General features: G+C 51.5%; 25 protein-coding genes. 13 read left to right on the forward strand and 12 right to left on the reverse strand.

Features of this window, described 5'->3' with window-relative positions:
- Positions 1-7 precede the first annotated feature (7 nt).
- From BGL48_RS16590 to BGL48_RS00980, 9 genes are all read left to right on the forward strand, one after another.
- Complete coding sequence (locus BGL48_RS16590) at positions 8-427, forward strand: CZB domain-containing protein (RefSeq protein WP_369801931.1); 420 nt, start codon at positions 8-10, stop codon at positions 425-427.
- A gap of 80 nt (positions 428-507) precedes the next feature.
- On the forward strand, positions 508-1,410 hold the full coding sequence (locus BGL48_RS00945) for a homocysteine S-methyltransferase family protein (protein ID WP_069360894.1): 903 nt from the start codon (positions 508-510) through the stop codon (positions 1,408-1,410).
- A 455-nt stretch (positions 1,411-1,865) separates the two neighbouring features.
- Positions 1,866-3,227: a metal-dependent hydrolase family protein gene (locus tag BGL48_RS00950; RefSeq protein WP_218089788.1), complete on the forward strand. Its 1,362-nt coding sequence runs from the start codon at positions 1,866-1,868 to the stop codon at positions 3,225-3,227.
- Positions 3,228-3,520: 293 nt separating this feature from the next.
- Entirely contained in the window at positions 3,521-4,297 is a 777-nt protein-coding gene (locus BGL48_RS00955) for a DUF3450 domain-containing protein (RefSeq protein ID WP_106407170.1), read from the forward strand.
- A complete protein-coding gene (locus BGL48_RS00960; protein WP_069360895.1) occupies positions 4,294-5,643 on the forward strand; it encodes a MotA/TolQ/ExbB proton channel family protein in 1,350 nt (449 codons plus the stop codon). The genes BGL48_RS00955 and BGL48_RS00960 overlap by 4 nt, the downstream gene beginning before the upstream one ends.
- A complete protein-coding gene (locus BGL48_RS00965) occupies positions 5,640-6,188 on the forward strand; it encodes a MotA/TolQ/ExbB proton channel family protein (protein WP_069360896.1) in 549 nt (182 codons plus the stop codon). The genes BGL48_RS00960 and BGL48_RS00965 overlap by 4 nt, the downstream gene beginning before the upstream one ends.
- The gene (locus BGL48_RS00970) at positions 6,188-6,592 is read left to right on the forward strand and encodes an ExbD/TolR family protein (protein ID WP_069360897.1); all 405 of its coding nucleotides are present in this window, start codon (positions 6,188-6,190) and stop codon (positions 6,590-6,592) included. The genes BGL48_RS00965 and BGL48_RS00970 overlap by 1 nt, the downstream gene beginning before the upstream one ends.
- Complete coding sequence (locus BGL48_RS00975; protein WP_069360898.1) at positions 6,592-7,218, forward strand: energy transducer TonB; 627 nt, start codon at positions 6,592-6,594, stop codon at positions 7,216-7,218. The genes BGL48_RS00970 and BGL48_RS00975 overlap by 1 nt, the downstream gene beginning before the upstream one ends.
- Entirely contained in the window at positions 7,218-8,390 is a 1,173-nt protein-coding gene (locus BGL48_RS00980; RefSeq protein WP_069360899.1) for a tetratricopeptide repeat protein, read from the forward strand. The genes BGL48_RS00975 and BGL48_RS00980 overlap by 1 nt, the downstream gene beginning before the upstream one ends.
- 201 nt (positions 8,391-8,591) lie before the next feature.
- Here the strand turns inward: BGL48_RS00980 and cspE are convergent, their stop codons facing one another.
- Together cspE and soxR are read right to left on the reverse strand one after the other, a co-directional pair.
- A complete protein-coding gene (cspE, locus tag BGL48_RS00985) occupies positions 8,592-8,804 on the reverse strand; it encodes a transcription antiterminator/RNA stability regulator CspE (RefSeq protein WP_069360900.1) in 213 nt (70 codons plus the stop codon).
- 251 nt (positions 8,805-9,055) lie between these two features.
- Positions 9,056-9,532: a redox-sensitive transcriptional activator SoxR gene (gene soxR, locus BGL48_RS00990; RefSeq protein WP_069360901.1), complete on the reverse strand. Its 477-nt coding sequence runs from the start codon at positions 9,530-9,532 to the stop codon at positions 9,056-9,058.
- A 98-nt stretch (positions 9,533-9,630) separates the two neighbouring features.
- On the opposite strand from soxR, the gene BGL48_RS00995 reads away from it, so the two are divergent.
- Positions 9,631-9,819, forward strand: a complete 189-nt coding sequence (locus BGL48_RS00995; RefSeq protein WP_069360902.1) for a hypothetical protein — start codon at positions 9,631-9,633, stop codon at positions 9,817-9,819.
- Positions 9,820-9,936: 117 nt separating this feature from the next.
- Here BGL48_RS00995 and tkt read toward each other — a convergent pair whose 3' ends face one another.
- From tkt to BGL48_RS01010, 3 genes are all read right to left on the reverse strand, one after another.
- Positions 9,937-11,931, reverse strand: a complete 1,995-nt coding sequence (gene tkt / locus BGL48_RS01000; RefSeq protein WP_069360903.1) for a transketolase — start codon at positions 11,929-11,931, stop codon at positions 9,937-9,939.
- 98 nt (positions 11,932-12,029) lie between these two features.
- On the reverse strand, positions 12,030-12,980 hold the full coding sequence (gene tal, locus BGL48_RS01005) for a transaldolase (RefSeq protein WP_069360904.1): 951 nt from the start codon (positions 12,978-12,980) through the stop codon (positions 12,030-12,032).
- A 179-nt stretch (positions 12,981-13,159) separates the two neighbouring features.
- Positions 13,160-14,176: a sugar-binding transcriptional regulator gene (locus BGL48_RS01010; protein WP_069360905.1), complete on the reverse strand. Its 1,017-nt coding sequence runs from the start codon at positions 14,174-14,176 to the stop codon at positions 13,160-13,162.
- 333 nt (positions 14,177-14,509) lie between these two features.
- Between BGL48_RS01010 and BGL48_RS01015 the strand changes: the two genes are divergently transcribed.
- Positions 14,510-17,086: an EAL domain-containing protein gene (locus tag BGL48_RS01015; protein WP_176719624.1), complete on the forward strand. Its 2,577-nt coding sequence runs from the start codon at positions 14,510-14,512 to the stop codon at positions 17,084-17,086.
- A gap of 13 nt (positions 17,087-17,099) precedes the next feature.
- Here BGL48_RS01015 and murQ read toward each other — a convergent pair whose 3' ends face one another.
- The gene (gene murQ / locus BGL48_RS01020; protein WP_069360907.1) at positions 17,100-18,014 is read right to left on the reverse strand and encodes an N-acetylmuramic acid 6-phosphate etherase; all 915 of its coding nucleotides are present in this window, start codon (positions 18,012-18,014) and stop codon (positions 17,100-17,102) included.
- 9 nt (positions 18,015-18,023) lie between these two features.
- On the reverse strand, positions 18,024-19,136 hold the full coding sequence (locus BGL48_RS01025; RefSeq protein ID WP_069360908.1) for an anhydro-N-acetylmuramic acid kinase: 1,113 nt from the start codon (positions 19,134-19,136) through the stop codon (positions 18,024-18,026).
- A 196-nt stretch (positions 19,137-19,332) separates the two neighbouring features.
- On the opposite strand from BGL48_RS01025, the gene nagZ reads away from it, so the two are divergent.
- Positions 19,333-20,337 (forward strand): beta-N-acetylhexosaminidase, encoded by a 1,005-nt coding sequence (gene nagZ, locus BGL48_RS01030; RefSeq protein ID WP_069360909.1) that lies wholly within the window; start codon positions 19,333-19,335, stop codon positions 20,335-20,337.
- Positions 20,338-20,441: 104 nt separating this feature from the next.
- Here the strand turns inward: nagZ and BGL48_RS16185 are convergent, their stop codons facing one another.
- The 5 genes from BGL48_RS16185 to BGL48_RS01050 all read right to left on the reverse strand — a co-directional run bounded on the left by BGL48_RS16185 (position 20,442) and on the right by BGL48_RS01050 (position 24,082).
- Positions 20,442-20,618, reverse strand: coding sequence for a hypothetical protein (locus BGL48_RS16185; protein WP_155522544.1), 177 nt, complete (start codon positions 20,616-20,618; stop codon positions 20,442-20,444).
- A 150-nt stretch (positions 20,619-20,768) separates the two neighbouring features.
- Positions 20,769-21,614, reverse strand: coding sequence for an HTH-type transcriptional regulator HdfR (hdfR, locus tag BGL48_RS01035; RefSeq protein ID WP_069360910.1), 846 nt, complete (start codon positions 21,612-21,614; stop codon positions 20,769-20,771).
- 79 nt (positions 21,615-21,693) lie between these two features.
- On the reverse strand, positions 21,694-23,160 hold the full coding sequence (locus tag BGL48_RS01040) for a lactate dehydrogenase (RefSeq protein WP_069360911.1): 1,467 nt from the start codon (positions 23,158-23,160) through the stop codon (positions 21,694-21,696).
- Positions 23,161-23,178: 18 nt separating this feature from the next.
- Entirely contained in the window at positions 23,179-23,889 is a 711-nt protein-coding gene (gene deoD / locus BGL48_RS01045; protein WP_069360912.1) for a purine-nucleoside phosphorylase, read from the reverse strand.
- A gap of 22 nt (positions 23,890-23,911) precedes the next feature.
- The gene (locus BGL48_RS01050; protein WP_021023774.1) at positions 23,912-24,082 is read right to left on the reverse strand and encodes a XapX domain-containing protein; all 171 of its coding nucleotides are present in this window, start codon (positions 24,080-24,082) and stop codon (positions 23,912-23,914) included.
- Positions 24,083-24,604: 522 nt separating this feature from the next.
- On the opposite strand from BGL48_RS01050, the gene BGL48_RS01055 reads away from it, so the two are divergent.
- Positions 24,605-25,519 (forward strand): siderophore ABC transporter substrate-binding protein, encoded by a 915-nt coding sequence (locus tag BGL48_RS01055; RefSeq protein ID WP_069360913.1) that lies wholly within the window; start codon positions 24,605-24,607, stop codon positions 25,517-25,519.
- Positions 25,520-25,562: the final 43 nt, after the last annotated feature.

Consider the following 25,562-nt stretch of genomic DNA (forward strand, 5'->3'; position numbering starts at 1 on the left):
CGATGCGATGGCCACGCAGAGTGAGCAAGCACAGCATAGCCGTACCACCATTAAAGCGGCTGCGCTGCGTGCTTTTTGTGAACTGGCGAAACTTGACCATATTAGCTTTAAATTTGCGATATATCGCGTGGTGCTGGGTGAAGACAGCATGGTGGCAGCAGATGTCACCGATCACACCCAATGCCGCCTCGGGCAGTGGTATGAGCATGGTGAAGGTCAGCAATATTTTGCGCAGTTACAAACGTTTAAAGCCATAGCCGCACCTCATGAGAAAGTGCATACTCATGCTAAAGCGGCACTGGAGGCATACCATCATCAACAACCCGAGCAAATGGTGAGTGAGTTACAACACATGGAGTCGGCAAGCATGGTGGTCATCGATAAACTTGAGTACCTCGCGATTGAAGGCAGCGAAGAGGTGGCGTAACACCGGGATGTTAAATCGGCGAGCGCATGGTAATCTCACGCTAAACCAAGGACAAATGGCCGAAGGAGGCTGAAGTTATCATGACGTCGATTGCATTACTCGATGGCGGCCTAGGACAGGAAATTTATCAACGTGGGCCGGATGTGAGCTCGAAGCTTTGGTCGGTCGCGGTGATGTTAAAACATGCCAACATTGTCAAAGATGTGCATAAAGATTTTATTCGCGCCGGCGCGAAAACGCATACCCTTAATACCTATCCAGCGACGCCCACGCGCCTCGCCAAAGCCGGCCTGAGCGATAAAATAGACACCATTTATCAAAAAGCCTTCGAAGCGCTGCAGCAAGCGGTGGATGAGACAGGCGCCGATGTCGATATTGCCGGCTGTTTGCCGCCGCTGGTGGGCAGCTACCTCGGCCAGCCGCAACGCAGCTTTGACGATATGAAAGCCGAGTTTTCTCATATCGCCCGCCTACAGCCTCATGTGGATGTGTTTTTAATTGAAACCATGACCAACACCCTTGAAGCGCGTGCAGCGTGCGCCGCCGCCCGTGAGCAAGGTAAACCGTTTGGGGTGGCGTTTCGGTTAGAGCCTAATGGCGCACTCCGCTCTGGCGAGTCGCTAGAACAAGCCATGCACGCGGTCACTGACTACGCGCCGACAGCAGTGATGCTCAATTGCTGCGACCCAGAAGTGCTTACTACGGCGATGCCAAAGATGGCGACCCAGGCCGACATTGTCGGTGGCTATGCCAATGCGTTTAAATCGGTAGAAGACATGGCCAAAGGCAGCAAAGCCGATGCCCTGCAAGCGCGGGAAGATCTCTCACCGTTAGTCCACACCGAACGCGTACAACAATGGATTGCCGACGGTGCCCTCGTCGTCGGCGGCTGCTGCGAAATCACCCCCGCCCACATCCAGCACCTCGCACAAACCCTTGAACAGTCCCACGAGATCATCAAGTTTTCGCAGTTAGCGGAGTAGGGGTGACCGACAGTCCGTTTACTCGTTCCCATGCAAGAGCGTGGGAACGAGTCACTCAGGGATAGAGGACACTCCCAGAGTGACGTCCACGCATTGGTCTAATCTTGCAAAAACCTTTTAACGCGATTTGCCCACGGATAAGGACTTTCGAGTTGAACGGCGTGACCGCTCGGTATCTCATCATACTCACTGTTTGATAGTGCGGCTTGTACCTCTTGGGCTCGGTAAGGGGAAACTATTTCGATTGCATGTTCAATGGGCCGTAGAGCGTGCCACAGCAACGTCAATAAAATTGCGATAACTCTCTAAAAATTTGGGGTTTTGGGTTTGGTTGGCTAACTTAATAGACAGTGCGGTCAGAGCCTCATCGTCCTGTGGTTTCCAAAATGGGTGTGAAGTAGACAGTGAGGACGAGGTTTGAGTCGCTTTTTGTTAGCGAATACATGGAGAGTGTGATGGCGGGATTAATGCGATACGTGGCGATGGTTGCAGGAAGCTTTTTGTTGGTGGCCTCTGTGATGGCGCAGTTGGCGCCGCATCCACAGAGTGTGTTGTTTGAAAATGTGCGTATTTTCGATGGCCAATCTGCGCAGCTTTCTGCCCCTAAACATGTCCTGGTTGAGGGAAACAAGATCACACAGATCTCGAGTCAGCCGATTGAAGTAGCGCCGTCATTGAACTCCACAGTGATCCAAGGTGAGGGACGTACTCTGATGCCGGGGCTGATTGATGCACATTGGCATGCGATGCTGGCCACCGTTTCGGTCCCAGAACTGCTTACCGCTGATGTCGGCTATATCAATCTTCGGGCCGCACAAGAAGCTGAGCGCACGCTAATGCGAGGCTTCACCAGTGTGCGTGATCTTAGTGGGCCGGTATTTGGTCTTAAGCAAGCCATTGATGAGGGCATAGTGGCCGGACCGCGTATTTGGCCCTCCGGTGCGATGATTTCGCAAACGGGCGGGCATGGTGATTTTAGGATGCGTTATGAGGTGCCTGCTGCGAACAATGCCGGCTTAAGCCGTGGTGAATCGCTCAATGGTGGTGTGATAGCGGATGGGGTGGCGGAAGTCAGAAAGCGCGTCCGCGAGCAACTGATGTTGGGTGCTTCGCAAATTAAACTCGCAGCAGGGGGCGGGGTGGCCTCTGCGTATGATCCGATTGATGTGGCTCAATACTCGGTAGAAGAATTTCGCGCTGCGGTGGATGCGGCGGACAATTGGGGCACGTATGTCACAGTGCATGCCTATACGCCTAAAGCGATACAAACCGCGATACAAGGGGGTGTAAAAGTCATTGATCATGGACAGTTGATGGATGAGGCCACCGCGCAATTAATGGCGGAAAAAGGGGTATGGCTAAGCAGCCAAGCTTTTCTTACTAACGAGTACTCGAACCCGATGCAAGGTGAGGCGAAAGTAAAGCAACAGCAGGTTGCCAAAGGCACTGACAACGCTTTTAAACTGGCCAAGCAATATGATCTCAAGGTGGCGTGGGGCACAGATATTTTATTTAGTCCTACGATGACCAAAAACCAAGGAGCAATCTTAACCACGATGACAAAGTGGTACACGCCGGCTGAAGTGTTGTCGATGGCAACGTCTGAGAATGCAGCCTTGCTGGCGCTATCTGGTAAGCGGAGTCCGTACCAAGGTAAATTGGGTGTGATAGAGGAGGATGCTATCGCCGATATACTGCTTGTAGAGGGCAATCCGCTAGACAATCTTGACTTGATTGCCGAGCCTGACGCGCACTTCGTTGTGATCATGAAAAACGGCAAAATCCATAAAAACACTTCAGAAAAAACAGGATATTGATAAAAAATGAGCGCACGCGATTGTTAGAGTGGCAATGGCGTGCGTCGTCGCCTTTGAGTTCAATGGGTCCATTGCAGCGATGAATTGAACCCAGTGAGACCGTTATCTGTTTGATGTATTATCAGTTTTTATTGTCATCTCTTCTTTACTGATAAGCCGCAATATTCTCCGTCCTCTTTACCGCTAGGCTAGATCTTTTCCGCCAAACTCGGTACATTACACGCAAATAGAAACTATTCTCACTTTTGTTTATGGCGCAAGCCATATCACCATGCATGTTTGTAGATATCACCATGATAAAATCGTCTTCATTTCGGCTCGTGCTGGGCGTTGCGTCCTGTTTGGCGTTGACGCCAGTAGTGAGTGCGGATCAACTCGAAAAAGCGCAAGCTATCGAGGGTAACACTACCCAAGAGGCCGCGCAGTCACAGTCACGGATTAATCGCCACTCTGATAGCAGCTTGGCCATGCGCCAAGAAATTGAGCAGCTGCAGGCACAGATTAGTAACCTGGAAATCTATCGCGATCACTTGCAAAACTTGGTGGTCAATCAGGATAAAGAGGCGACCAGCCTGCGGAATCAAATCGACGAGATCAAAGACACTCGCCAAGGCATCGTGCCGTTGATGTATCGCATGTTGGGTGGGCTCGAGCAGTGGCTTGCCAAGGATATTCCTCTTAAAGCCGACCAACGCCAAGCCCGTTTGCAAAAACTGAAGGCGATGATGGGCCGTGCCGATGTGGCGGACTCAGAGAAATTCCGTCGTATTCTCGAGGCGTATCAAATTGAGCGAGACTATGGCAGCAAGCTTGATGCCTATCAAGATACCGTTGTGCTTAATGGTCGAGAGCACCAGGTGGATGTGTTGCACTTGGGTCGAATGTCGCTGGTGGCGCGTAGCTTAGATGGTCAGCAGCATTGGCTGTGGAGCGCCCGCGATGATCAGTGGGTCGCGCTGGATGCCAGTGTCGCGGAAGCGGTGGATAAGGCCTTTGCGGTGGCGCAAAAGCAAATGGCACCGTCGTTGTTATCTCTGCCATTGAGTGCTAACCAAGGGGTGAAGTCATGAGTTGGAAAACCCTTATTGTCGCAACCTGTTTTGCCGCGATGGCGCCTTTTACCCACGCCGATGATCTTGTCGAGCAAACCCAACAGGCGCATCAGCAGGCGAGTGAGCATAACCAAGCACGAGAAGCACAATTCGCGCTGACCGAGCGTGAATTGCGCGCGAAACTCAATCAGCTCAAAGCCACGCGCAATGCGTTAGAGGCGGAAACAGAGCAATTGAGTGACACCTTCAGCGATAACGAGCAACAACTGGCGTCTTTGGAAGATAAGCTGCGTTTGGAGTCGGGCAGTTTGGGCGAGTTGTTTGGTGTGGTGCGCCAAGCAAGTAAAACCATCCAGACCGACGGCGCGTCGAGTTATGTGGCGATCACTCAGCCTGAGTTTAATCAAACGGTGGCGGATATTGTGGCCGCGGATACCTTACCATCGCTCAAGCAGCTTAATAGTCTGTGGCAGGGCATGCTCACGCAAATGCAAACCAGTGGTCAGCTGCAAACCCTATCTCTACCCGTGGTGAATTCGCAAGGTGTATCGTCTGAGCAGTCGGTGGTGCGAGTGGGTAACCTTGGGCTGGTGAATGAGCAAGGGTATTTAAACTGGCAAGCTGAACGACAAGTGGCGGTCCCGTACCGGGCACAACCGGACAACACTTTAACATCAGCAAAGCTTGAACAAGCCATCGGCAACGTGGGTGAGACCGTGCTCGTCGATCCGTCACGTGGCATGTTACTTGGGCAGCTAGAAAATGCGCCAAGCTTAAGCGAACGCTTTGCGCAGGGTGGCTTTGTTGCCAAAGTGATCGCGACCCTATTGGCTGTCGGCTTGCTCATTGCGCTATACCGTGGGGCAGTCTTGCTCTCGGTTCACGCCAAAATGCATCGCCAGCTTAAACACCCAGAATCACCGGAGGATAATCCGCTTGGCCGTGTGCTGAAGGTCTATCATGATGCACCAAAGCGCGATGTGGAATCACTGGAGCTGCGTTTATTGGAAGCGGTGGTGGATGAACAGCAAGGCTGTGAAAAAGGCCTATCGATGCTGAAACTGCTTGCTGCATTGGCGCCGATGCTTGGCTTGCTGGGGACGGTGACCGGGATGATCGAGACCTTCCAGGTGATCACCCAGTTTGGTAATGGCGATCCGAAAGTGATGGCGGATGGCATCTCGATGGCGTTGGTCACCACAGTGCTTGGCTTGATTGCCGCCATTCCGCTACTGCTGGCGCATAACATCTTGAGTGGGCAAGCCGATCACATTCGTGGCATGTTGGAAAAACAAAGCATTAGCCTGGTGGCGGAACAAGCTGAAAACAGTGATCAGCGAGTGGAAACCGGACAAGCGGCATGATAGACGTGGCGTTATTTTCACAGCTTGGCCAGCAGGATATTTTGAGCACCTTGCGTCATTTTATGGCGCAAGGTGGGCCCGTGCTTTGGTGGTTAGGTGTGGTGGTAATGGTGTGCTGGGTGTTGGTGATTGAACGCCTGCTATATCTCTATTCACGATTCCCCGCACAACGTCGCGCGTGGATCGCCGCGTGGCAGGCGCGTACCGACCATCATTCTTGGCATGCACGCGCCATTCGCCAAGGCTGGTTGTTTCAAGCCCAACAGGATCTCGGCCGTTATCTTGGCTTTATTAAAGCCTTGGTGGCTATTTGCCCGATGTTGGGGCTGTTAGGCACGGTCACGGGGATGATTTCTGTGTTTGATGTGATGGCCAGCCAAGGCACCAGTGAGCCCCGTTTAATGGCCTCAGGTATTTCAATGGCCACCTTACCCACTATGGCAGGTATGGTGGCTGCCTTGGCCGGTATGTTTGCCCATGCCCGTTTAGTTAAAGCCTGTCAGCGTCGTGAAGTCGCGCTGGAGCAGGCGCTTCGGAGTCAGTAATGCGATTGATTCGAGCCCAAAAACAGCGCGAGGAAGCGCAGGTTGATTTAACCTCCATGTTGGACATTGTGTTCATCATGCTGATCTTTTTTATTGTTACCAGCTCCTTTGTGCGCGAGTCTGGCGTGGAAGTAAACCGCCCGGAAGCCAGCCACTCAACCAGCCAAAAAGAGGCGGGTATTTTTGTCGCGGTCACCGCCTCGAATGAGGTGTACATTGATAAGCGCCTTGTCGATGTGGAACGTGTCGAAGCGACCCTTGAACACCTGTTGCTCGATAAGCCTGACGCTTCGCTGGTGATTCAAGCCGATGAGCTGGCCTACAACGGGACGGTGGTTAAAGTCATGGATGCGGCGAAAGGGGCCGGCATTGGCAGCATTGCGTTGGCCACGGAGTCGCCGTAATGAAGCGATGGCTAATCTCATTGCCGGCGGCGTTGGTGTTTACGCTTGGCCTGTTTATGTTGATGGCGCTGATGGTCGGACAATCGTCTCAGCGGCCTCAGGAGGCGGCTGAGTCGGTAAGCATTGATATTTTCATGCAAGAGCCGGATACCGAGGTACAACGTCGCCAACGCAGTGTCCCGGAGCGCCCGAAACCGCCAGAGGTGCCCGATCCACCGACGCCGGTGACGCAAACACAATCCAGTGCTGCGCCACAGCCGGATATGCCGAACTTGAATGTGCAAAGCAATATTCAAGGGGTGATGGTGCAAGCGCCGTCGCTCGGCGACTTAAATGTCAGCACTGGGCCGAACAACCAGCAAGCGATGCCGCTATTTCGGGTCGAGCCGAATTATCCGCCACGCGCCATGCGCCGCGGCCTAGAGGGATTCGTGGTGGTGAGCTTTACCATTAGTCCCTCGGGACGCCCACAAGATTTGACCGTGGTTGATGCCAACCCGCCGCGCGTGTTTGAGCGAGAGGCGTTACGCGCGCTGCGTAAATGGAAGTATGAGCCGAAAGTGGTTAACGGAGAGGCCGTGGCTCAACCCGGTCAACAGGTGAAACTGGAGTTTAACTTACGCTAATGTTTAAACGACTCATTGTTACCTTCGTATTGGTCATTTCGCTGCCAGCCGCTGCGCAGCTTTCGCCATCGGTGGCACGCTCGATTGAAAAAGCCCAAACGCTAGAGCAAGACGCCAAACTGGGTGAGGCGATTGCCGTGCTCGAAGCGCTGTCTGCTGAACGCGCCTACGATAAGGCCTTTGTAAACCGGGCGTTGGGGGTGTTCTATTGGCAATATGGCAATAACGATAAGGCGATTGTCCATATTCAACGCGCGGTCGACAGTGAACAGCTGAAAGACGCGCAAGCCTGGCAAACCAAGCGCATGCTCGCTGATTTATTGTTGATTGATGGCCAGTATGCGTCGGCGCTGCAATACTACTATCCGTTGGCTCGCGCGATCCCCAAAGAAAAGACGGATCAAAGTGAAGATGTGTGGCTGCGCATTATGCAGGCGCACTATCAGCGTGAACAGTGGAGTAAGGTATTAAGCGCCTACCCGGCGTATCAGGGCGTGGTGAAAAATGGCGCCAGTGTGTCGGCGCTGTCGTTGAAGTTGGGCGCGCAGCTACAACTCGAGCAGTGGCGTGGAGCGACTCCGACGCTTAAAGCATTGTTGAAGCTCGAGCCTGAAAACAAGCAATGGTGGCGCCAATTGGCGGCCAACTATGTGCGCTTAGAGCAACCGAAAGAGGCGATCAGCACCTATTTACTCGCCCAGCGTAAAGGGATGGAGCTTGAACCCAGTGAGCAGCGTACGGTGGCGCAGTTGTATGCCAATATCGGCGTCCCCGAACGGGCGGCGACGTGGCTCAAACGCTTGCCTGAGAACGAACAAGATGCGCAAACGCTCGCGCAGCAAGCAAGCTTATGGCAGCAAGCGCGGGAATGGCCTCAGGCTGTTTCAGCTTGGCAATTGGCGGCACAAAAAGATCGTCAGTACCATTGGCAATTGGCGTTAATGCAAATTCAGCAAGGCGACTATCAGCAAGCACTTACTTCGCTTGATAAGGCGGGTAAAGGGGCGTCAGCCAAAGAGGTAGCGCTGACAAAAGTGCGCGCCTACTACAAACTAAAGCAGTTTGACCAGGCCCTCGAGCAAGCACGCATTGCTAAAAAGATTGCCCCTGATGAAGCGGTAGAAAGCTGGTTAACGTTTTTGAAAAAGCGTCAGCAAATGCAACGAGGCTGATTTAAGCCATAAGTCGCGAGTGACCTTGGTCGGTTGCGCTGATAAAAAAGCCCCAGCTTGGTGAGACACCAGACAGCTGGGGCTTTTTTGTGAAAACGTGTTGTGCCTATCGTTTGCCATCCGCCGTGTTGATCACATTCGCCAAACCATAGGCACAAAAAAAGGGCGCCTGAGCGCCCTCTATCAATCAGGTCTGATTTCTTATGCTACAGAAACGTCAGAAGCCTGTGGGCCTTTTTGGCCTTGCTCAACGGTGAAGTTCACACGCTGGCCTTCAGTTAGGGTTTTGAAACCTTCGCCAACGATCGCGCGGAAGTGTACAAACACGTCTTTTTCGCCGTTGTCACGAGTGATGAAACCGAAACCTTTCTCTTCGTTAAACCACTTTACGATACCAGTTGCTTGATTAGACATAATCATTCTCTCTTAAATTACAAAAAATAGGATAGCTTTGAACGGAGTCGATGAAATGTCTAAAAGCGAAAGCGGGTAACGTTAGAAACTCTATAATATTGATAATAGCGTAGCTTATGTTGACTTTTACTTGATGTATCATTGATGCTCCATGTTCCAGAGCTGTGTCCACCATACAGCATTCCACCCACATGTAAAGCGTTGTGAGTATTTTTATTTAATCCTTGGGTGGAGCGTTGCGGTTGGGCTACTCATCGTCTCTTTCCCCAGTCTTTTAACAGTTGGGTTACCCCCATTTTCGGGTGATTCAACACGTTGTCATCTTGGGTGACTTCACCAACCACGTCATTGGGGTTATAGAGCGAGCAGGTTTTCATTGATAGGCAGCCACAGCCAATGCAGCCACTTAAATTGGCCTGTAACTGCTGTAAGCGTGCGATTTGCTCATTGAGGGTGGCATCCCAGCGCTGTGCCATATCACGCCACTGCTCTTTGGTGGGGGCTCGGTGAGAGGGCAGTTCACTTAATGCTTCGCCTATCTCTTCAAGTGAGAGCCCCACATGTTGTGCAGCTTTAATCACCGCAAGACGACGCAGCACTGCACGGTCGTAACGGCGTTGATTGCCCGCATTACGCCAACTGGCGATCAAGCCTTTTTGTTCGTAAAAATGCAGGGTAGACACCTTTACCCCCGCGCGTTTTGCCACTTGCCCAACACTCATTTCCATCTTTTTTCACCTTTTTCTGCCACTCCTTGTTTACCTCAATATAACTTGAGGTTTTATCCTGACTAGCATCTTCACAACACAATGAGAGGGGAATCACGATGAAAGAAATGAAAAAGGGCGTTACCTCAATGTTATTGGCGATTATTCAAGGTGTTCAAGGGCGAGTTGGTATGAGCCATAAACCGAAAGCAGTGTCAATCGCATCGATGCCAGCCCACCTTCAAAATGACATAGGGGTGGATACTCTGGATGCTAATGTGCGTCCCTCGGCGAGTCGCTTTCTATAAGCGCGCTGCATCTGTCGCTGTTACAGCATGGGTTGCAGGATGCGAGAAGCGAGGATAGAAAAAAGGCCAGTCATTGCTGACTGGCCTTCGCAGAATTAACGTGCCGTAGAGATGCGATTAAGCGAGCAACTCTTCAGCGGTGTTAACCACGTTTTCAACGGTAAAGCCGAACATCTTGAACAGCTCGTCAGCCGGTGCGGACTCACCGAAGGTGGTCATACCGACAACGCGGCCGTCTAGACCCACGTACTTGTACCAGTAGTCGGCGACACCCGCTTCAATGGCAATACGTGCTGTCACGTCTGATGGCAGCACGGACTCGCGGTAGGCGGCATCTTGCTTATCGAACAAGTCAGTGCTTGGCATAGAGACGACACGCACTTGTTTGCCGGCTTCGCTTAGTTTCGCGGCTGATTCCATCGCCAATTCGACTTCAGAGCCGGTCGCAATCAAGATCAGATCAGGCTTACCCGCTGCATCTTTTAGGATGTAGCCACCTTTGGCAATGTTAGCCAATTGTGCTTCATCACGCTCTTGCTGAGCCAGGCCTTGACGCGAGAACACCAAGGCACTTGGGCCGTCTTTACGCTCAACCGCTGCTTTCCACGCGACCGCAGATTCAACTTGGTCACACGGGCGCCACATGCTCATATTCGGCGTTTGGCGCAAAGTGGCCATTTGCTCAACCGGCTGGTGAGTTGGACCATCTTCACCCAGGCCAATCGAGTCGTGGGTATACACTTGAATGTTTTGCACCTTCATCAACGCGGCCATGCGCATCGCGTTACGGGCGTACTCCATAAAGATCAGGAAGGTTGCGCCGTAAGGTACAAAACCGCCGTGCAGGGCAATACCGTTGATAATGGCGGTCATACCAAACTCACGCACACCGTAGTGCAGGTAGTTACCGCTAGCATCGTCTGCGCTGATCGCTTTAGAGCCTGACCACATGGTTAAGTTAGACGGTGCCAAGTCAGCAGAGCCACCGAGCAGTTCTGGCAGTAGCTTGCCAAATGCTTCTAACACGTTTTGTGACGCTTTACGCGATGCAATTTTGGCTGGGTTGGCCTGTAGATCTTTGATGAGCTTTTGGGTTTCGCTGTCCCAGTTGCTTGGCAGCTCACCCTTCATGCGACGAGTAAACTCAGCGGCTAGCTCTGGATACTGTGCCTGATACGCCGCGAATTTCTCGTTCCATGCGGCTTCTTTGGCCGCACCGGCTTCTTTGGCGTCCCACTGTGCGTAAATATCTTGTGGGATCTCAAATGGGCCATGCTCCCAACCGAGGAACTCACGCGCGGCTTGTACTTCGTCATCACCCAGTGGCGCACCGTGGCAGTCGTGGCTGCCTGCTTTGTTGGGTGAGCCGTAACCGATGGTGGTCTTGGTGCAGATCAATGTCGGCTTGCCAGTTTCTGCTTTTGCCGCTTCGATGGCCGCTTGAATGGCTGCCGAATCATGGCCGTCGACGGCAGGGATCACGTGCCAGCCATAAGATTCAAAGCGTTTCGCGGTATCGTCAGAGAACCAACCTTCCACATGACCGTCGATAGAAATGCCGTTGTCATCCCAGAAAGCGATCAGTTTGCCCAGGCCTAGGGTGCCGGCGAGTGAGCATGCTTCGTGCGAGATACCTTCCATCAAGCAGCCATCACCCAAGAATGCGTAGGTGTGATGGTCGACAATGTCATGGCCGTCGCGGTTAAATTGCGCCGCGAGCGATTTCTCTGCCACTGCCATACCCACGGCATTGGTAATGCCCTGGCCGAGAGGACCTGTAGTGGTTTCAATACCCGGCGCGTAACCATATTCAGGGTGGCCTGGGGTATTCGAGTGCAATTGACGGAACTGTTTAAGATCGTCAATGGATACGCCATAGCCGGTCAGGTGCAGTAACGAATAAATCAGCATAGAGCCGTGGCCGTTTGACAGTACGAAACGGTCACGGTTGGCCCAATCTGGGTTTTGTGGGTTGTGGTTCATGTGGTCGCGCCACAAGACTTCGGCGATATCAGCCATGCCCATTGGGGCGCCTGGGTGACCAGATTTGGCTTTTTGCACACCGTCCATCGCAAGGGCGCGGATGGCGTTAGCTAGCATTTTGCGTTCCATGTGTTTACCTACAGGTTGAACAGGTGAAATAGGGTCAAACAGTATCATAAAAGCGGGCTGAGCCGCTTTTATTGTGTTAAATCACGCTTTGTGTTGGATCACAGTTGTTCGCGAATCATATCTTCAAGCTTGCCTTGGTCAACCGCGAAATTGCGGATGCCTTCTGCGAGCTTCTCAACCGCCATCGCGTCTTGGTTGTGCTCCCATAAGAATTCGGCGTGCGTCATACGCGCTGGGCGTTGCTCGGTGGCTCCCGCGTCTTTGAGTTTCACAGGCACGTCACCGTCGGCGTCGCTCAGCTCTTGGAGAAGCTGTGGGCTGATGGTGAGACGATCGCAGCCAGCCAGCTCTAAAATCTCGCCCGTGTTACGGAAGCTCGCGCCCATCACGACGGTGTCGTAGCCGTGGGCTTTGTAGTAGTTGTAGATGGTGGTGACGGATTTAACACCTGGGTCTTCAGCCGCCTCAAAATCGCGGCCTTCTTTGGCTTTGTACCAATCCATGATGCGGCCCACAAACGGTGAAATCAGGTAAGCACCCGCTTCGGCACAGGCACGTGCTTGTGCGAATGAGAATAAGAGCGTCAGGTTACAGTTGATCCCTTCTTTTTCCAGGATTTCTGCGGCGCGGATGCCTTCCCAAGTTGACGCCAGTTTGATCAGAATGCGCTCGTTACTGATCCCCGCTTCGTTGTACATACTGATAAGCTTGCGCGCTTTAGCCACACTCGCGTCTGTGTCGTAAGACAAACGTGCATCTACCTCGGTAGAAATACGGCCAGGGATCACGTTGAGGATTTCTTTACCAATATTGACGGCGAGACGGTCACAGGTATCGGCAACCTGTTGGTCTGCGTCGCTGCTGTGTGATTTTGCATAAGCAATCGCTTCATCGATCAGCGGCGCATATTCTTTGATTTGCGCGGCTTTGAGGATCAGAGAAGGGTTGGTTGTGGCATCTTGCGGTTGGTATTTTTTAATCGCTTCGATGTCGCCTGTGTCAGCGACCACTGTGGTTAGGGCACGGAGTTGGTCCAGTTTGTTGCTCATCTTCACTCACCTTCTTTACGTGGTAGCCCAGACGCCGTATGACGTGCTAACGCTTGCTCTGAATATGAACAGATGCAACGCGTCTGAGCAAATGATGTGACGATCTTTGAGTTTTTTACGTCACTTGTCAATTGTATTGCGACATAAAGAGAGTTAAGTCTCACTCTTTGGTCACGGATTTACTCATCCTGTTGAAACGTGAACGCTGCTTCATCGGGGGCAGGCTCAGACATGTTGAGCAGCGCCATTGCGCAGCTGGCACTGGTCGCCAACACATCAATCACCCCAGTGCGCAAAGCGCCGAGTATCGACAAGGCTTTACGACTTTCACTGGCCATGGCGATGACACTGGGAATACGTGCCAAGTCAGGCATGGCTAGCCCAACCACGCGCCCTCGCATCAAATTATCGGTGGGTTGCCCGTCAAGCCGGAAAAAATCAAAGCCACCGATGTCTCCGACAATACCATGGTTAACACGTGCTTCAACAAATTCGCGTGCGGTAAAACAGCCTAATTTGACCATATGGCTATTTTCGTCCATATCGCCAATGCCGACCAGTGCAAACTCTGCCTTTCTCGCCTGATTCAAGGTTTCACTGATATTGGGGTGAGAGACAAACACTTGCTGGATTGACTCGTTATCGACGTAGGCGGGGGCATACAGGGTTTCACTGCTGCCACCAAATTTTTTGGCGAGACGCCGGCAAATATGATCCGCGTTAAAGGCATCACCACTTCGGTGGGTACCGCCGATAGCACAAACAAAGCGCGTTTGGCGATGAGAGACGACCCCTGGGTGATCAGCAACCGCCGCGACGTTTTGACCTTGCCCCACTGCTACTACCATGCCGTCGTTAAGGTTGCCATCCAAATAAGTGGAAACCAGGGTCGCGACTTGAGTGCGCTGCTCTTCGGGACTGGGTTGGTCGAGAGAAATTAATGCGCGTTTGAGATTAAATCGCGCCATGAGCCTTTGTTCTAACTGCGCGCTGTGCACAGGATGAAACTTCACCGTGATTTCAACGATCCCTTCCTCGCGTGCTTTTCGGAGTAGACGGCTGACTTTGGGGCGACTTATTTTGTATTTGCGTGCGATCTCCTCTTGGGTCGCGCTTTGCTGGTAATACAGAATGGCGATTTCGGTCAGCAAATCAGTGTCTTCGTGAACGTTATCTGGGGATGTTGGCGTACTCATGGATGTTAGTCTCGCTCATCGATCGGATCAAACTCACCGCACACAGTACGGCTCACTGTAATGGGTCTCAGTGTATCGCGCTTATGATGATTGAACAAATGTTCCATTTTAAAACTTATGTTCATTTGTTTTGGCTTCTACGACGCGCTATGTAACCCTCTGATTAATCGTATAGGCAGCGTTTTTAAAGGCGTTCTGTTTGAAAAAGTAGCCATCACTATCTATTTTTATTACGTCCAGCCAGCATTCCGAGCAGATTAAATTGCAAGAAGTACAAGGGAAGGGGAGTAACCTCGGGCGGCAGACTCGTTTTTGGTTAAGGAGTGTATGTTTATGCACGCACTACAGTCTCGGCAGCCCCTTATTTGGGTGACGACCTTGTTCACATTGGTGGTTGTATTGGCTGTCGGGTTTTGGATGACGAGTTTGAGTCGCACCACCGCCCCTGCGCAATCACTGGTCAGCACCGACTATAGCTATTTCATTGATGAAACCAACGACCTCTCTCTTAACTATGTGTTGGATCATGCGCCGTTTACGCCAGCCGATAGCGCGCGTGACATTCCGTGGAAGCTGGCTTATCAAACCTATTGGATCAAGCTTGATTTTAATTATCGTGGCTTGGCGGAGCGCGACATTCATGTGCTCACCGATAACCCACTGATTGACTATTTGGACGCGTACCATATCTTGGATAGCGATCAGGTGCGCTCACAGATAAAAGCAGGAGATAAAACACCGGCACGCTTGAATCGCTTGCCAATGCCTGATTCCATTCCGGTCAATTTACTCCCTGATCGTGACAACCAATTACTGCTCAAAGTTACCTCGAATGATACGGCGATCATGCCGTTAAGTGTAATGTCGCACCACGCGTTTGATCATCTGTCCAGATCGGTGCATTTGGTCTGGGGGGGATTTGTCACCTTTACGTTTATGGTCGCGCTGTATAGTGCTGGGGTGTATGTCTATAGTCGTCAGCGCGTCTATCTCATTTTTGTTCCCGTTGCGCTAATGAGCGCGATGCTCGTGAGCGTGAATCACGGTTTCAGTCGTTACTTTTTGCCAGATACGGTTCAAATAGTCATCAGTAACCACTTGGTTGCGTTGGCCGTTTGCTTACTCATGGCGGGATTGTGGTTTACTTATTATTTTTTAGATTTTGAGCGAAGTCGGCTTTATCAGCGTGCCAGATCGCTGTTTTATATGACTTGTGGAGGGCTATTTGGCTTAGCTGTATTAAGTTTTATTACCCCTACGTATGTGTCACTGTCATTCGTTTTTATCGCGCAATTACCAGTTTATGGCTTGCTAGCCTACTACCTATGGTTGCAATGGCAACCGAGAAAGTCTTGGCTCTTGCTTTTTGCCTTCAGCTGGATCCCCGCCATAGTGGGTGGCGTGATGCTTTATGCCTTGATGCTCAATTACGTTGAATACAGCTTACTATCACGTTATGCCCTGATGATGTCGCTGGGAATGACCATGATCTTGTTTACTTTGGCGTTAGCCGAGCGTTTCCGGTGCCAACGGTTACAAGAAATGCAAGCGCTCACCCACGATACCTTAAGCTATTTACCGAATAACAATGTATTACATATGATGATCGACGACTTGATCAGTCGGAATATGAGTTTCAATTTATATTGCCTCTCGGTAGATAATTATACCAGCCTCTTACCGTATTTAGATGAGCACGCTCGAGAGGAATACATTACCGCGATTGCGGAGCGTATCAGTGATGTCCTGGCTGTACCCCCTGTGATCTGTATAAGAACGGACAGTGACAGGCCCAATTATCGCTTGGGCTGCTTAAAAGAAGGCGTATTTGCTTTTTTAATGGATGATGCTGACAGCGCAACGTGTGACCGTATCATCGACGCGCTGATTAAAGAGTTAAATGGTGAATTGTGCGTTGGCGCGTTTGTCACACAAGTGAAAGTACGGATTGGTGTTTGTCACTACCCCACCGATGGTGATCATCCGAGCTTATTAATCAGCCGTGCCCTAAGCGCTATTGATCAACACCAGTCACTCACTACTCACTATGCACGCTTTAACTCCGACGAGCAGCGACATCATCAACTGCATGTTTCACTCGTGACCGATTTAAGAGACGCCATCGAGAATGATCAGCTCGAGCTTTATCATCAACCGCAGATTGACTTGCGCACTGGCTCTATCCATGGTTCGGAAGTCTTAGCGCGCTGGACGCACCCTGAGTACGGGCAAATATCGCCTGAAGTCTTTGTGCAAATGGCGGAAGATGTTGGGATCATTAATAATCTTACTTTATGGGTGATGAAACGCGCGTTTCAACAACAAGCGCAGCTTATCCGTAACGGCCATTGCCGCCGCCTTTCCATCAATATCAGTGCGTCTGATATTTATATACCGGATCTGGCTAATCGTGTGGTCGAGCTGGCGCACCGATATCATATACCGACAAACCTCATCTCGTTGGAACTGACAGAATCAGTGATGGTCGAGGACTATAACTGGCTGAAACAACTGATTTCAGCACTGTCTGCCAGTGGGATTGAAGTATCGATCGATGACTACGGCACGGGCTATTCCTCGTTGTATTTCCTTTCTCAACTCCCATTCACTGAGCTTAAAATTGATCGCAGTTTTGTGCGAGATCTGCACAAGAGCGGCCGTCATCAAAGCATTGTTCGCGCCACCACAGACATGGCCCGCTCACTAGGGGTAATGGTTGTTGCTGAGGGCGTGGAAACAGAGGAAGCGGAGGCCCTGTTACGCCGGTATGGCGTCGATGTGTCACAAGGCTATTATTACTCTCGGCCGCTTCCGTTCCAACAATATCAGGCTTATGTTGAGCGCATGGACAGTGTGCAACCGACGGCGATATTGCAAGAGAAAAGCCTGCGCTCCTCCTCAGATGGATAAGGCTTGTCGAGTATTACCCTAACGCCAGCGCATCACGCAGGTGCCCATTGGCCTGCTGAAGGCGTTGCCGGGCTGTGGCGGGATCCTGGTCGGCTAGGATCACCAAGATCGCGACTTTTACTTCGCCATCAGCGCGTGAAAGGGCATGTGTCGCGGTATCTTCGTCACACCCTGTCGCTTCCATCACGATCAACGTTGAACGGGTCGCCAGTTTATCGTTGCTAGCTTTTACATCGACCATCAAATTTTGATAGCACTTGCCTATCTTTATCATCGCGGCGGTGCTTAGCATATTTAATACCATTTTTTGCGCCGTACCTGATTTCATTCGGGTTGAGCCCGTGAGCGCTTCGGGGCCAACCTCGGGTGTAATGGCAATCTGGGCGTGCGTGTTGATCGCCGCATGGGGATTACATGACAGCGCGACCGTCACCGCGTCGATTTGCTGGGCATAATCGAGTGCACCGAGGACATAAGGGGTGCGACCACTGGCGGCGATGCCGACCACTACATCCTTCGTGGTGAGGTGCTGCGCGATCAAATCCGATTTACCCGCATCAGGGTTGTCTTCAGCGCCTTCTTGGGCAACAAACATGGCCGGATCGCCACCGGCAATCAATCCTATGACTTGCTGATTATTAACCCCAAAGGTGGGCGGGCATTCCACGGCGTCAAGCACGCCAAGTCGACCACTGGTTCCCGCCCCGATGTAGATAAGACGGCCGCCTTGGTTAAAGCTTGCCGCAATCGCATCGACCGCGTTGGCAATCGCAGGGAGCTGCGTCTGCACGGCGGCGGCGACTCCCTTATCTTCTGCGTTAATCATCGCCACCAAGCCCAGTGTGTCTTGTTGGTCGATCGTCAGTGTATGCGGGTTGCGTGTTTCTGAGAGTAAGCCTTTTAGCTGATCGACGCTGGGGGCTGACATAATCGTTCCTCAGTAAGGTAGATAAATGGCACCAAGGCAACAGGCTTGCGTTGCGCCCGTCACGGCGGGTACGTTGCCTGGTTGGTGATTAAGGGTTTGTCTGGCTAGCCAAGCAAAGGCAATAGCTTCCATATCGTCGCAACTGATCCCGGCATCGTCAGTTTGTGCAATCGACCATTGCGGAAGTGCCTGTTGTAGCGCATGCATCAGTGCTTGATTGTGCGCGCCACCGCCACACACGAAGACGCGGCCACGTTCTAATGGACGAATGGCTAATGCAATACTTTCGGCAGTCAATGCCAGCAAGGTCGCTTGCACTTGGTCTGGAGAGAGTGAAAACGCGAGCAGTTGGCGATCGAGCCAGTCAAGATTGAAGTATTCCCGCCCAGTACTTTTGGGGGCGGGACGTGAGAAGTAGGCGTCGGATAACAGGCGGTTGAGTAAGGGTTGATACGCGCAGCTGGTGGCTGCCCACTCGCCATCTTTATCATAGGCTTGATGGCGGTGACGCTGCGTCCAGGCATCCATCAACATATTCCCAGGACCCGTATCAAAGCCATACAAGGGGCGGTCAGGGCAAATCATCGATACGTTGGCAATACCGCCGATATTCACCACCGCGGTGGCTTGTTCGCTATCAGCAAAGTAATCATTGTGAAAGGCGGGCACCAAAGGCGCGCCTTGGCCGCCATACGCCATGTCTTTGCGCCTAAAATCAGCGACAGTGGTAATGCCGGTTCGCGCTGCAATCACATTGGCGTCGCCAAGCTGCATGGTGAATGGATAATCACCGCTGGGTTGGTGATAGACGGTTTGACCATGACAACCGACGGCGGCGACATGCTTGGGCCGTAACGCTGCTTGTTCAAGTAAGGTATTGATAGCATTGGCATAACATTCCCCTAAACGACGATCGAGTTCACCCAAAGCTTTGACCGACATCGGATGGCCTCGGCTCAAGGTAATCACCGTGGTTTTAATATCGTGGGGAAACGGATCGCTGTGGCGGGCGATAGACTCCACGTAACCGGCGTGAGTAAACCTTACAGCGACGACATCGATATTATCTAAGCTCGTCCCTGACATAACACCTATATAGATATCGGCGGCGGGTTGTGGCATCGGGTGTTTCCTTACAGTGGTCCAGCGATAAAATGGGGGTGAAAGACAAAGTACTGAGTATAATCAGATTGCGATACGTGGCAAAGTGCTTGAGTATGCGTCTGTGATACTGACATCTTATCAGTCGGTACGACATGATGGTTGAGGATACCGAGCAAGATTGTCAGTGGGTTGACAAGCGTATGAAGGAGAAACAATGGGACCGGTTTGGCTGGATGTGCATGCAGAGCAGCTCGATAACGAAGAAAAAGAAATTTTGGCACACCCGAGTGTTGGGGGCGTCATTTTATTTGCTCGCAATTATTTTGATTCCGCGCAGTTGCGTGCATTAACCCAGTCAATACGCGCCGCGGCTGGACGTGAGATTCTCATTGGCGTCGACCAAGAGGGCGGACGTGTTCAGCGATTTCGCGACGCGTTTACGCCCATCCCCGCCGCGCAGTCATATGGTGCGTTGAGCGCCAGTCCAGCGCTGGCTGAGCAGTCGGGTTGGATAATGGCAATGGAGCTGATCGCCCATGGGATCGATCTTAGCTTTGCACCTGTGCTGGATTTAGGGTTTGGGTGTGCGGCAATCAAAGACCGCGCCTTTGGCGCAACACATCAAGCTATCACCGACTATGCCGGCGCCTTTGCTAAGGGGATGCGCGTGGCCGGCATGGCCACGACAGGGAAACATTTTCCGGGACACGGCGGGGTGAAAGAAGACTCGCACTTAGTGACACCTGAGGACACGCGCGATATTTTGCACTCAGACGATTTTGCGATTTTCCAATCGTTTATTGAGCAGGGGCTCGTGGATGCGATGATGCCTGCGCATGTGATTTACCCACAACATGATGCCTTGCCTGCGAGCGGCTCGCCATACTGGCTTAGCCAGATTTTGCGCCAACAGCTTGGGTTTCAAGGGGTTATTTTCTCTGATGATTTAAGCATGGGCGGCGCGCATTTGTTCGGCGACGCGCCCGCGCGTGCCAAAGCGGCGCTTGATGCTGGATGTGATATGGCCTTGATATGCAATGATCGTCACAGTGCGGTGTCAGTGCTCGATGCGTTGCCGATTCAGTCGGTTCCTGCGGCTGACAGGTTGCGGGTGCGCCAAACCGTGGATTGGCAACGCTTACAGCAAGATCCGCGTTGGCAGCTAGCACAGCGTGCGATTAAACGACACGCAGCAGAGTGGCAAGCGCAACAAGCCTGAGTGAGTGCTCCAGTGTCTAAAAACCACAACAAAAAGGCAACGCGATAACGTTGCCTTTATCCTATCAATGACCAGTGCTTAATGCCGCGAGCCTTACCTCGCGATTAGCGATCCTCTCCAAAATAACTGTCGTCGTATTGAGAGCGTTGCGCGCGTTTGTTATGGCGCTTCTTGTCTTTTTTGCCGCGTGGCATATCGTCATCAAAATCGTCGTGGTGGCGAGATTTAAACTTCTCTTTTTGTTGCGAGCCGTGTTTTAACCATTGATCCCACTGTGCCATGGTGGTGTTTTCCTAACGCTTGTTGATTGTCAGTGCTATGTGTAGCCGAAGTGTTAGACACACAATGTTTGCCTAACGATTCTAAGATAGCCTAAAAATTGACCGTCGACTAGTGAAATAGGCGTGAATTTAACGATTTTTTCTGTGCCCTTATAACTGACCGGCGGATGACACTAAGTCATTGATTAGGTTGCTTTTATCACTATTAGTTAGCCAGGTAAGGTAAAGAGGATGGGTCAACATATGGCCGTGGTCAATCAGGTGGAGTTGTCCATTGTCGAGATAAGGATGAACCGCTAATGACGGTAGAAACGCGACGCCACCGTGTACGAGTAAATAGTTTAATGCGAGTTGGCATGACTGGGTGTGCAACACAGGTGAACGTTGCAGGGACGCAATTTGGCTTTGCTCGAGCGAAAAGCGAGTGCCCCAATCGAGATAGATCAGGGGGAGGGTCTCGCTCGTGTCCAGCGTGAGCCCCGGTATATGGCTGACTAACTGAAGTTGATAATCGCCTAAGTGATGCGATTGTAATCCTTCAAGCTTAGGCAGCTCTGAGGTCAACCCGGCATCAATACGTTTTTCAATCAAATGGCGTGCTAGCAACTGGGCTGGCGTCGACTCGGTACGGATCAACCAGTCTCCGTGTGCCGCACAGACGCGGTTTACCCATGCGCTGACGCCATCGAGTTCCCACAGCATCGGGGAGGCGGCTAGCGTCAGTTGCGCGCTCGCGTGGTGCATCGCACTGACATCCTGTTGGGCGCGCTGCCAGGTTTGCAGCATGGTTTCAGCGTAAGGAAGTAATCGCTCCCCCGCATCGGTCAGACGAACATTATTGCGCTGACGAATAAACAGGGATGTATTCAGCTGCGTTTCGAGTTGTCGAATGCGAAAGCTCACAGCGGACTGGGTCAGGTAAAGGTTGTCCGCTGCACGACCGAAGTGACGTGTCTTGCTGACTTCAATAAATGTGCGCAGGAGTTGAATGTCCAATGGCGGTTTCCTTCTCGGCGATATTGGGCATTTAGGCAAAAAACCTCGATGCACGTCAAGTGAATGCGCGCGATATCAATCAGAGCATCAGATCCGCCAAGGTCAAAGGGCGTTCGGTCAAGCCAAGCCGTTGGGCTGGCGTGAGATGCGCGCGGTCTTGCCAACATAAGTTGTGCCATGCGCGATAGATATCAAGCAAGGGTAGCAGTCCACCCGGGCGCAGTCGGCGTCTCGGCTCATTGACCAACAGTGAAAACTGCTGGTGGAAGTGCTGTTGATATTTTTTCAACGCATCACAGCTTGCATGGGTTAACCAATAGGCCTCTTGACCTTTGTTTTGGCCATGATCGCAGATTGCTTTAGCGCCGTCGCCACGGCGAGTAAAGGCCCAACGGTCACGCCACCAGCTTAGCAAAACGATATCAATTTTTTCTGGCTCTGATCCGGGCTGCCAACCGGCATCCTGCTCGACGTATACATGGCTGACGCGCTTATCGCGAATATCGGCCTCAAAAACGGAGAGGCAAGCGGAGCGCAATAAGGGCTCTTGTGGCGAAAACACCACAATTTGCTGCCAATGTTCGATTAACGGCTTGAGGTTGAGGTAGTGTGCATACGTGGTGTATTGAGGGCGGATCAGCGTGCCGCGATTAGGATAAATAAAATGCAGAGGCTGCGTATAAGGATCTTCGACATTCGAGCGGGCAAAGACATCGCGGTATTTGGCATCAACCCGACCCAGTAATCCCTCTGGCCGTGCCACTGTTTCTTGCGGCTGACCCGCACTGTGCGTCGACATAAACCGACAATCAGATTGGTAAGGGTCATGGTGTGTGGTCAAGTGGTGATGGTCATCCGCATGATAATTCACATCTTGCTGCAGCACGTAGCCACTATGCGCTTCACCCGTTGCTAGCCATTGCACGCCATTGTCGCTCTTGGGCTGCAACGCGGTGTGGACACTGGCTAGGTGACCGGTTGAGGTATCAGCTAAAAACCGACTATCGTAAGCGGCAAGCTTTTGTCGGCAACGTGCGGCTATTTGGTTAAGATGATCGTAGAAGGTTTTCGGATTCAGCGACAGCCGCCGGCAGATGTCACGCACTGTGTGGCCAGTAAAAAGAAAGGCCAACAGCTTTTGCTGTAACTCACTTTTTTTGTTGACCCCAGACCAGCGATCGACAAAGGTACTTTGGCAGCTTTTGCACCGATAACGCTGACGATCGCCACTATAGCCGAACGCATGATAACAATGCCGATGCGTGAGCACGGGTTTGCCTAAATGCTCACACTCTGGATTGGTACAGGCACACAAGCCATCGGCATGAAGTTGGCGCTGAGCAATCAGCTCAGCGTGAACATCATGGTTATTTAACAGTGGAGGAAACGCGCCACACTCTCGGCACACCAAGGTTGGTCGTGCTGGATTGGTGTGCTGAACCAAGTAATCTTGCTCATCCTTTGACCCAAAATTCGGGCAGGTGAGGGTTTTACAGAAGTTCAGCTGTAAATCACCGGCCGCGAGGGGCAGTTTACCGCTAGACACGTTTCCTCCGACCAACACTTACAGGTTGATTGCGGTTTCTAGCGAAACAGTCATCATCTCGTTAAATGATTTTTGACGTTCATCTGAGCTAAGTGCTTCACCGCGAATAATATGATCAGACACAGTCAGGATGGTCAGTGCACGAGCGCCCAGCTCTGCAGCGACACCATAGATACCGGCTGCTTCCATATCCACCGCCAGAATGCCAAGGTTATCCATTTTGTTGAACAAATCGGCTTCTGGGCTATAAAAGAGATCGGCAGAGAAGACGTTACCCACACGTACAGAAACATTCTGCTTGCGTGCTTCACCCACTGCTGTTTCAAGCAGGTGGTAGTCTGAGATAGCTGCAAAGTCGTGACCCGCAAAGCGTGTGCGGTTGACTTTCGCATCCGTGGACGCACCTTGTGCAATGATGACATCCATCAGTTTGACATCGTCTTTAACCGCACCGCAGCTACCGACGCGAATCACGTTTTTAACACCGTAATCTTTGATCAACTCATGCACGTAGATTGAGCAAGATGGGATCCCCATGCCGTGACCCATGACAGACACTTTTTTGCCTTTGTAGGTACCGGTGTAGCCGAACATGTTACGCACGTCGGTCACGCGCTCCGCGTTCTCGAGAAAGTTTTCGGCAATGTACTGCGCACGCAGCGGATCACCAGGCATGAGGACAGTTTCAGCAAATGCGCCGTCTACAGCATTAATATGTGGGGTAGCCATAGTGTGCTCCAATTATCTTTAGTTAAGAGAAAAAGCGTTCGATCACGGCTTGGTAAGCCATGCCGCCAAGGTAGATACCAACAATGCCCATGATCCCAGAAATGACCGGGGGAGCAGGCAATGGTAACTTGATCGCGCTGAAGAAAAAGCCAACGATGGCACCAGCGACGACCGCAAGTAAAATTTCGTTCATTATAACCCTCAAACATCTAGTTAGGTGCAGTCCAGCTCAAATCGGTACCTAAATTGCGACAGTCATAGCTGTCTTTATTGTCTTTTAAGTGGTTCCGCATGAGATGGGCCCAGTGTATGTAACCCGTGCGCATTTACGCGCGATCCTGATCACAACTATCCCCATATTAGCGCGTAAAACCCTTAATGATTACTAAATATGTTGATAGTGTCGATGCAATCGCTTGCGTTTTGCGCAAGTCGCGCGGTTTTTTCGTTTCTATAACGCGTGTTAGTGACGGATTGTCCGCATGTCGTCGACTCAATTGCCGTTTTTTTGCGCAAGATCAAAACAGTTTTGGTAAGCGTCATTGGCATGCTTGAATGAAAGACATGATGACTGGCTTGTGCGTATAAAACCTATCGCCTCATGCCATGCGCTTGATCAATAACATTATAAATATGAATAATTCTCACTTCTATTCGTGACTTGATTATTCAACTGCGTTAGCATTCCTCCACCGATTTTTACGAGGAAAGGGCTATGCAAGCTTTTCGTTCATTTGTTCAATTTATTTTTCTTACTGTTTCCTTAGTGCTAAGCGGCCATGCTGCGGCGAAAACAATCACCCATGCGATGGGCACGGTTGAAATCGACGGCGTACCACAACGCGTCGTTGTCTTGGGGCAAGGCAGTTTAGATGTACTCGATCGTCTTGGCGTTGAGCCTGTTGGCGTGGTGAAGTCCTTAATGCCGGATTATCTCGCTAAAACCTATCAAGACGATAAATATGTTGCGGTCGGGACGGTGAAAGAGCCTGACTATGAAGCCATTTTTACCGCAAAGCCTGATTTGATCATTGCGGAAGCGCGTATGGCATCGCTGATGGGCGAGTTAGAGGAAATCGCGCCGACTATCATGTTTAAAGCCGACTACGAGCACTATTGGCAAAGTGTGCAAGCCAACTGGCGCATGCTTGGCGAAGTGTTTAATAAGCAAGATAAAGTCGACGCAATTATTGAGCAAATGAGCAGCAAAATTGCGCAGACGCATGAGAAAGCGGTGGCGGACAACTTTAACGCGCTGATGGTCATGAGTAACGGCAGTAAAGTGGCGATGTTTGGCGAGAATAGTCGTTTTGGTATGGTGTTTGATGAGCTAGGCTTAAAGCCAGCGAAAAGCGACGATGTGGAAGTCGCCGGCTCGCACGGTAACTTGATTTCATTCGAATATATTGCCGACGCCAACCCAGATGTCTTATTAGTCCTTGATCGTGAGCAGGCGATTGGGGAAGGTGAAGGCAAGGCGAAAGCGCGTTTTGACAATCCTTTGGTCAATAAAACGCAAGCTCACCAACAGCAACGTATCAGCTATCTCGACCCAACCGCTTGGTACATCACTATGGCTGGCATGACGGCGATGGATAAGATGATTGATGATGTAAACCGCGTGCTTTAATCATCATACGACAAACAAGCAGACCCAGGCTGGACCTGGGTCT

Origin of the sequence: Salinivibrio sp. SS3 (assembly GCF_001722105.1) — a bacterium.
GTDB classification, from domain to species: Bacteria; Pseudomonadota; Gammaproteobacteria; order Enterobacterales; family Vibrionaceae; genus Salinivibrio; species Salinivibrio kushneri.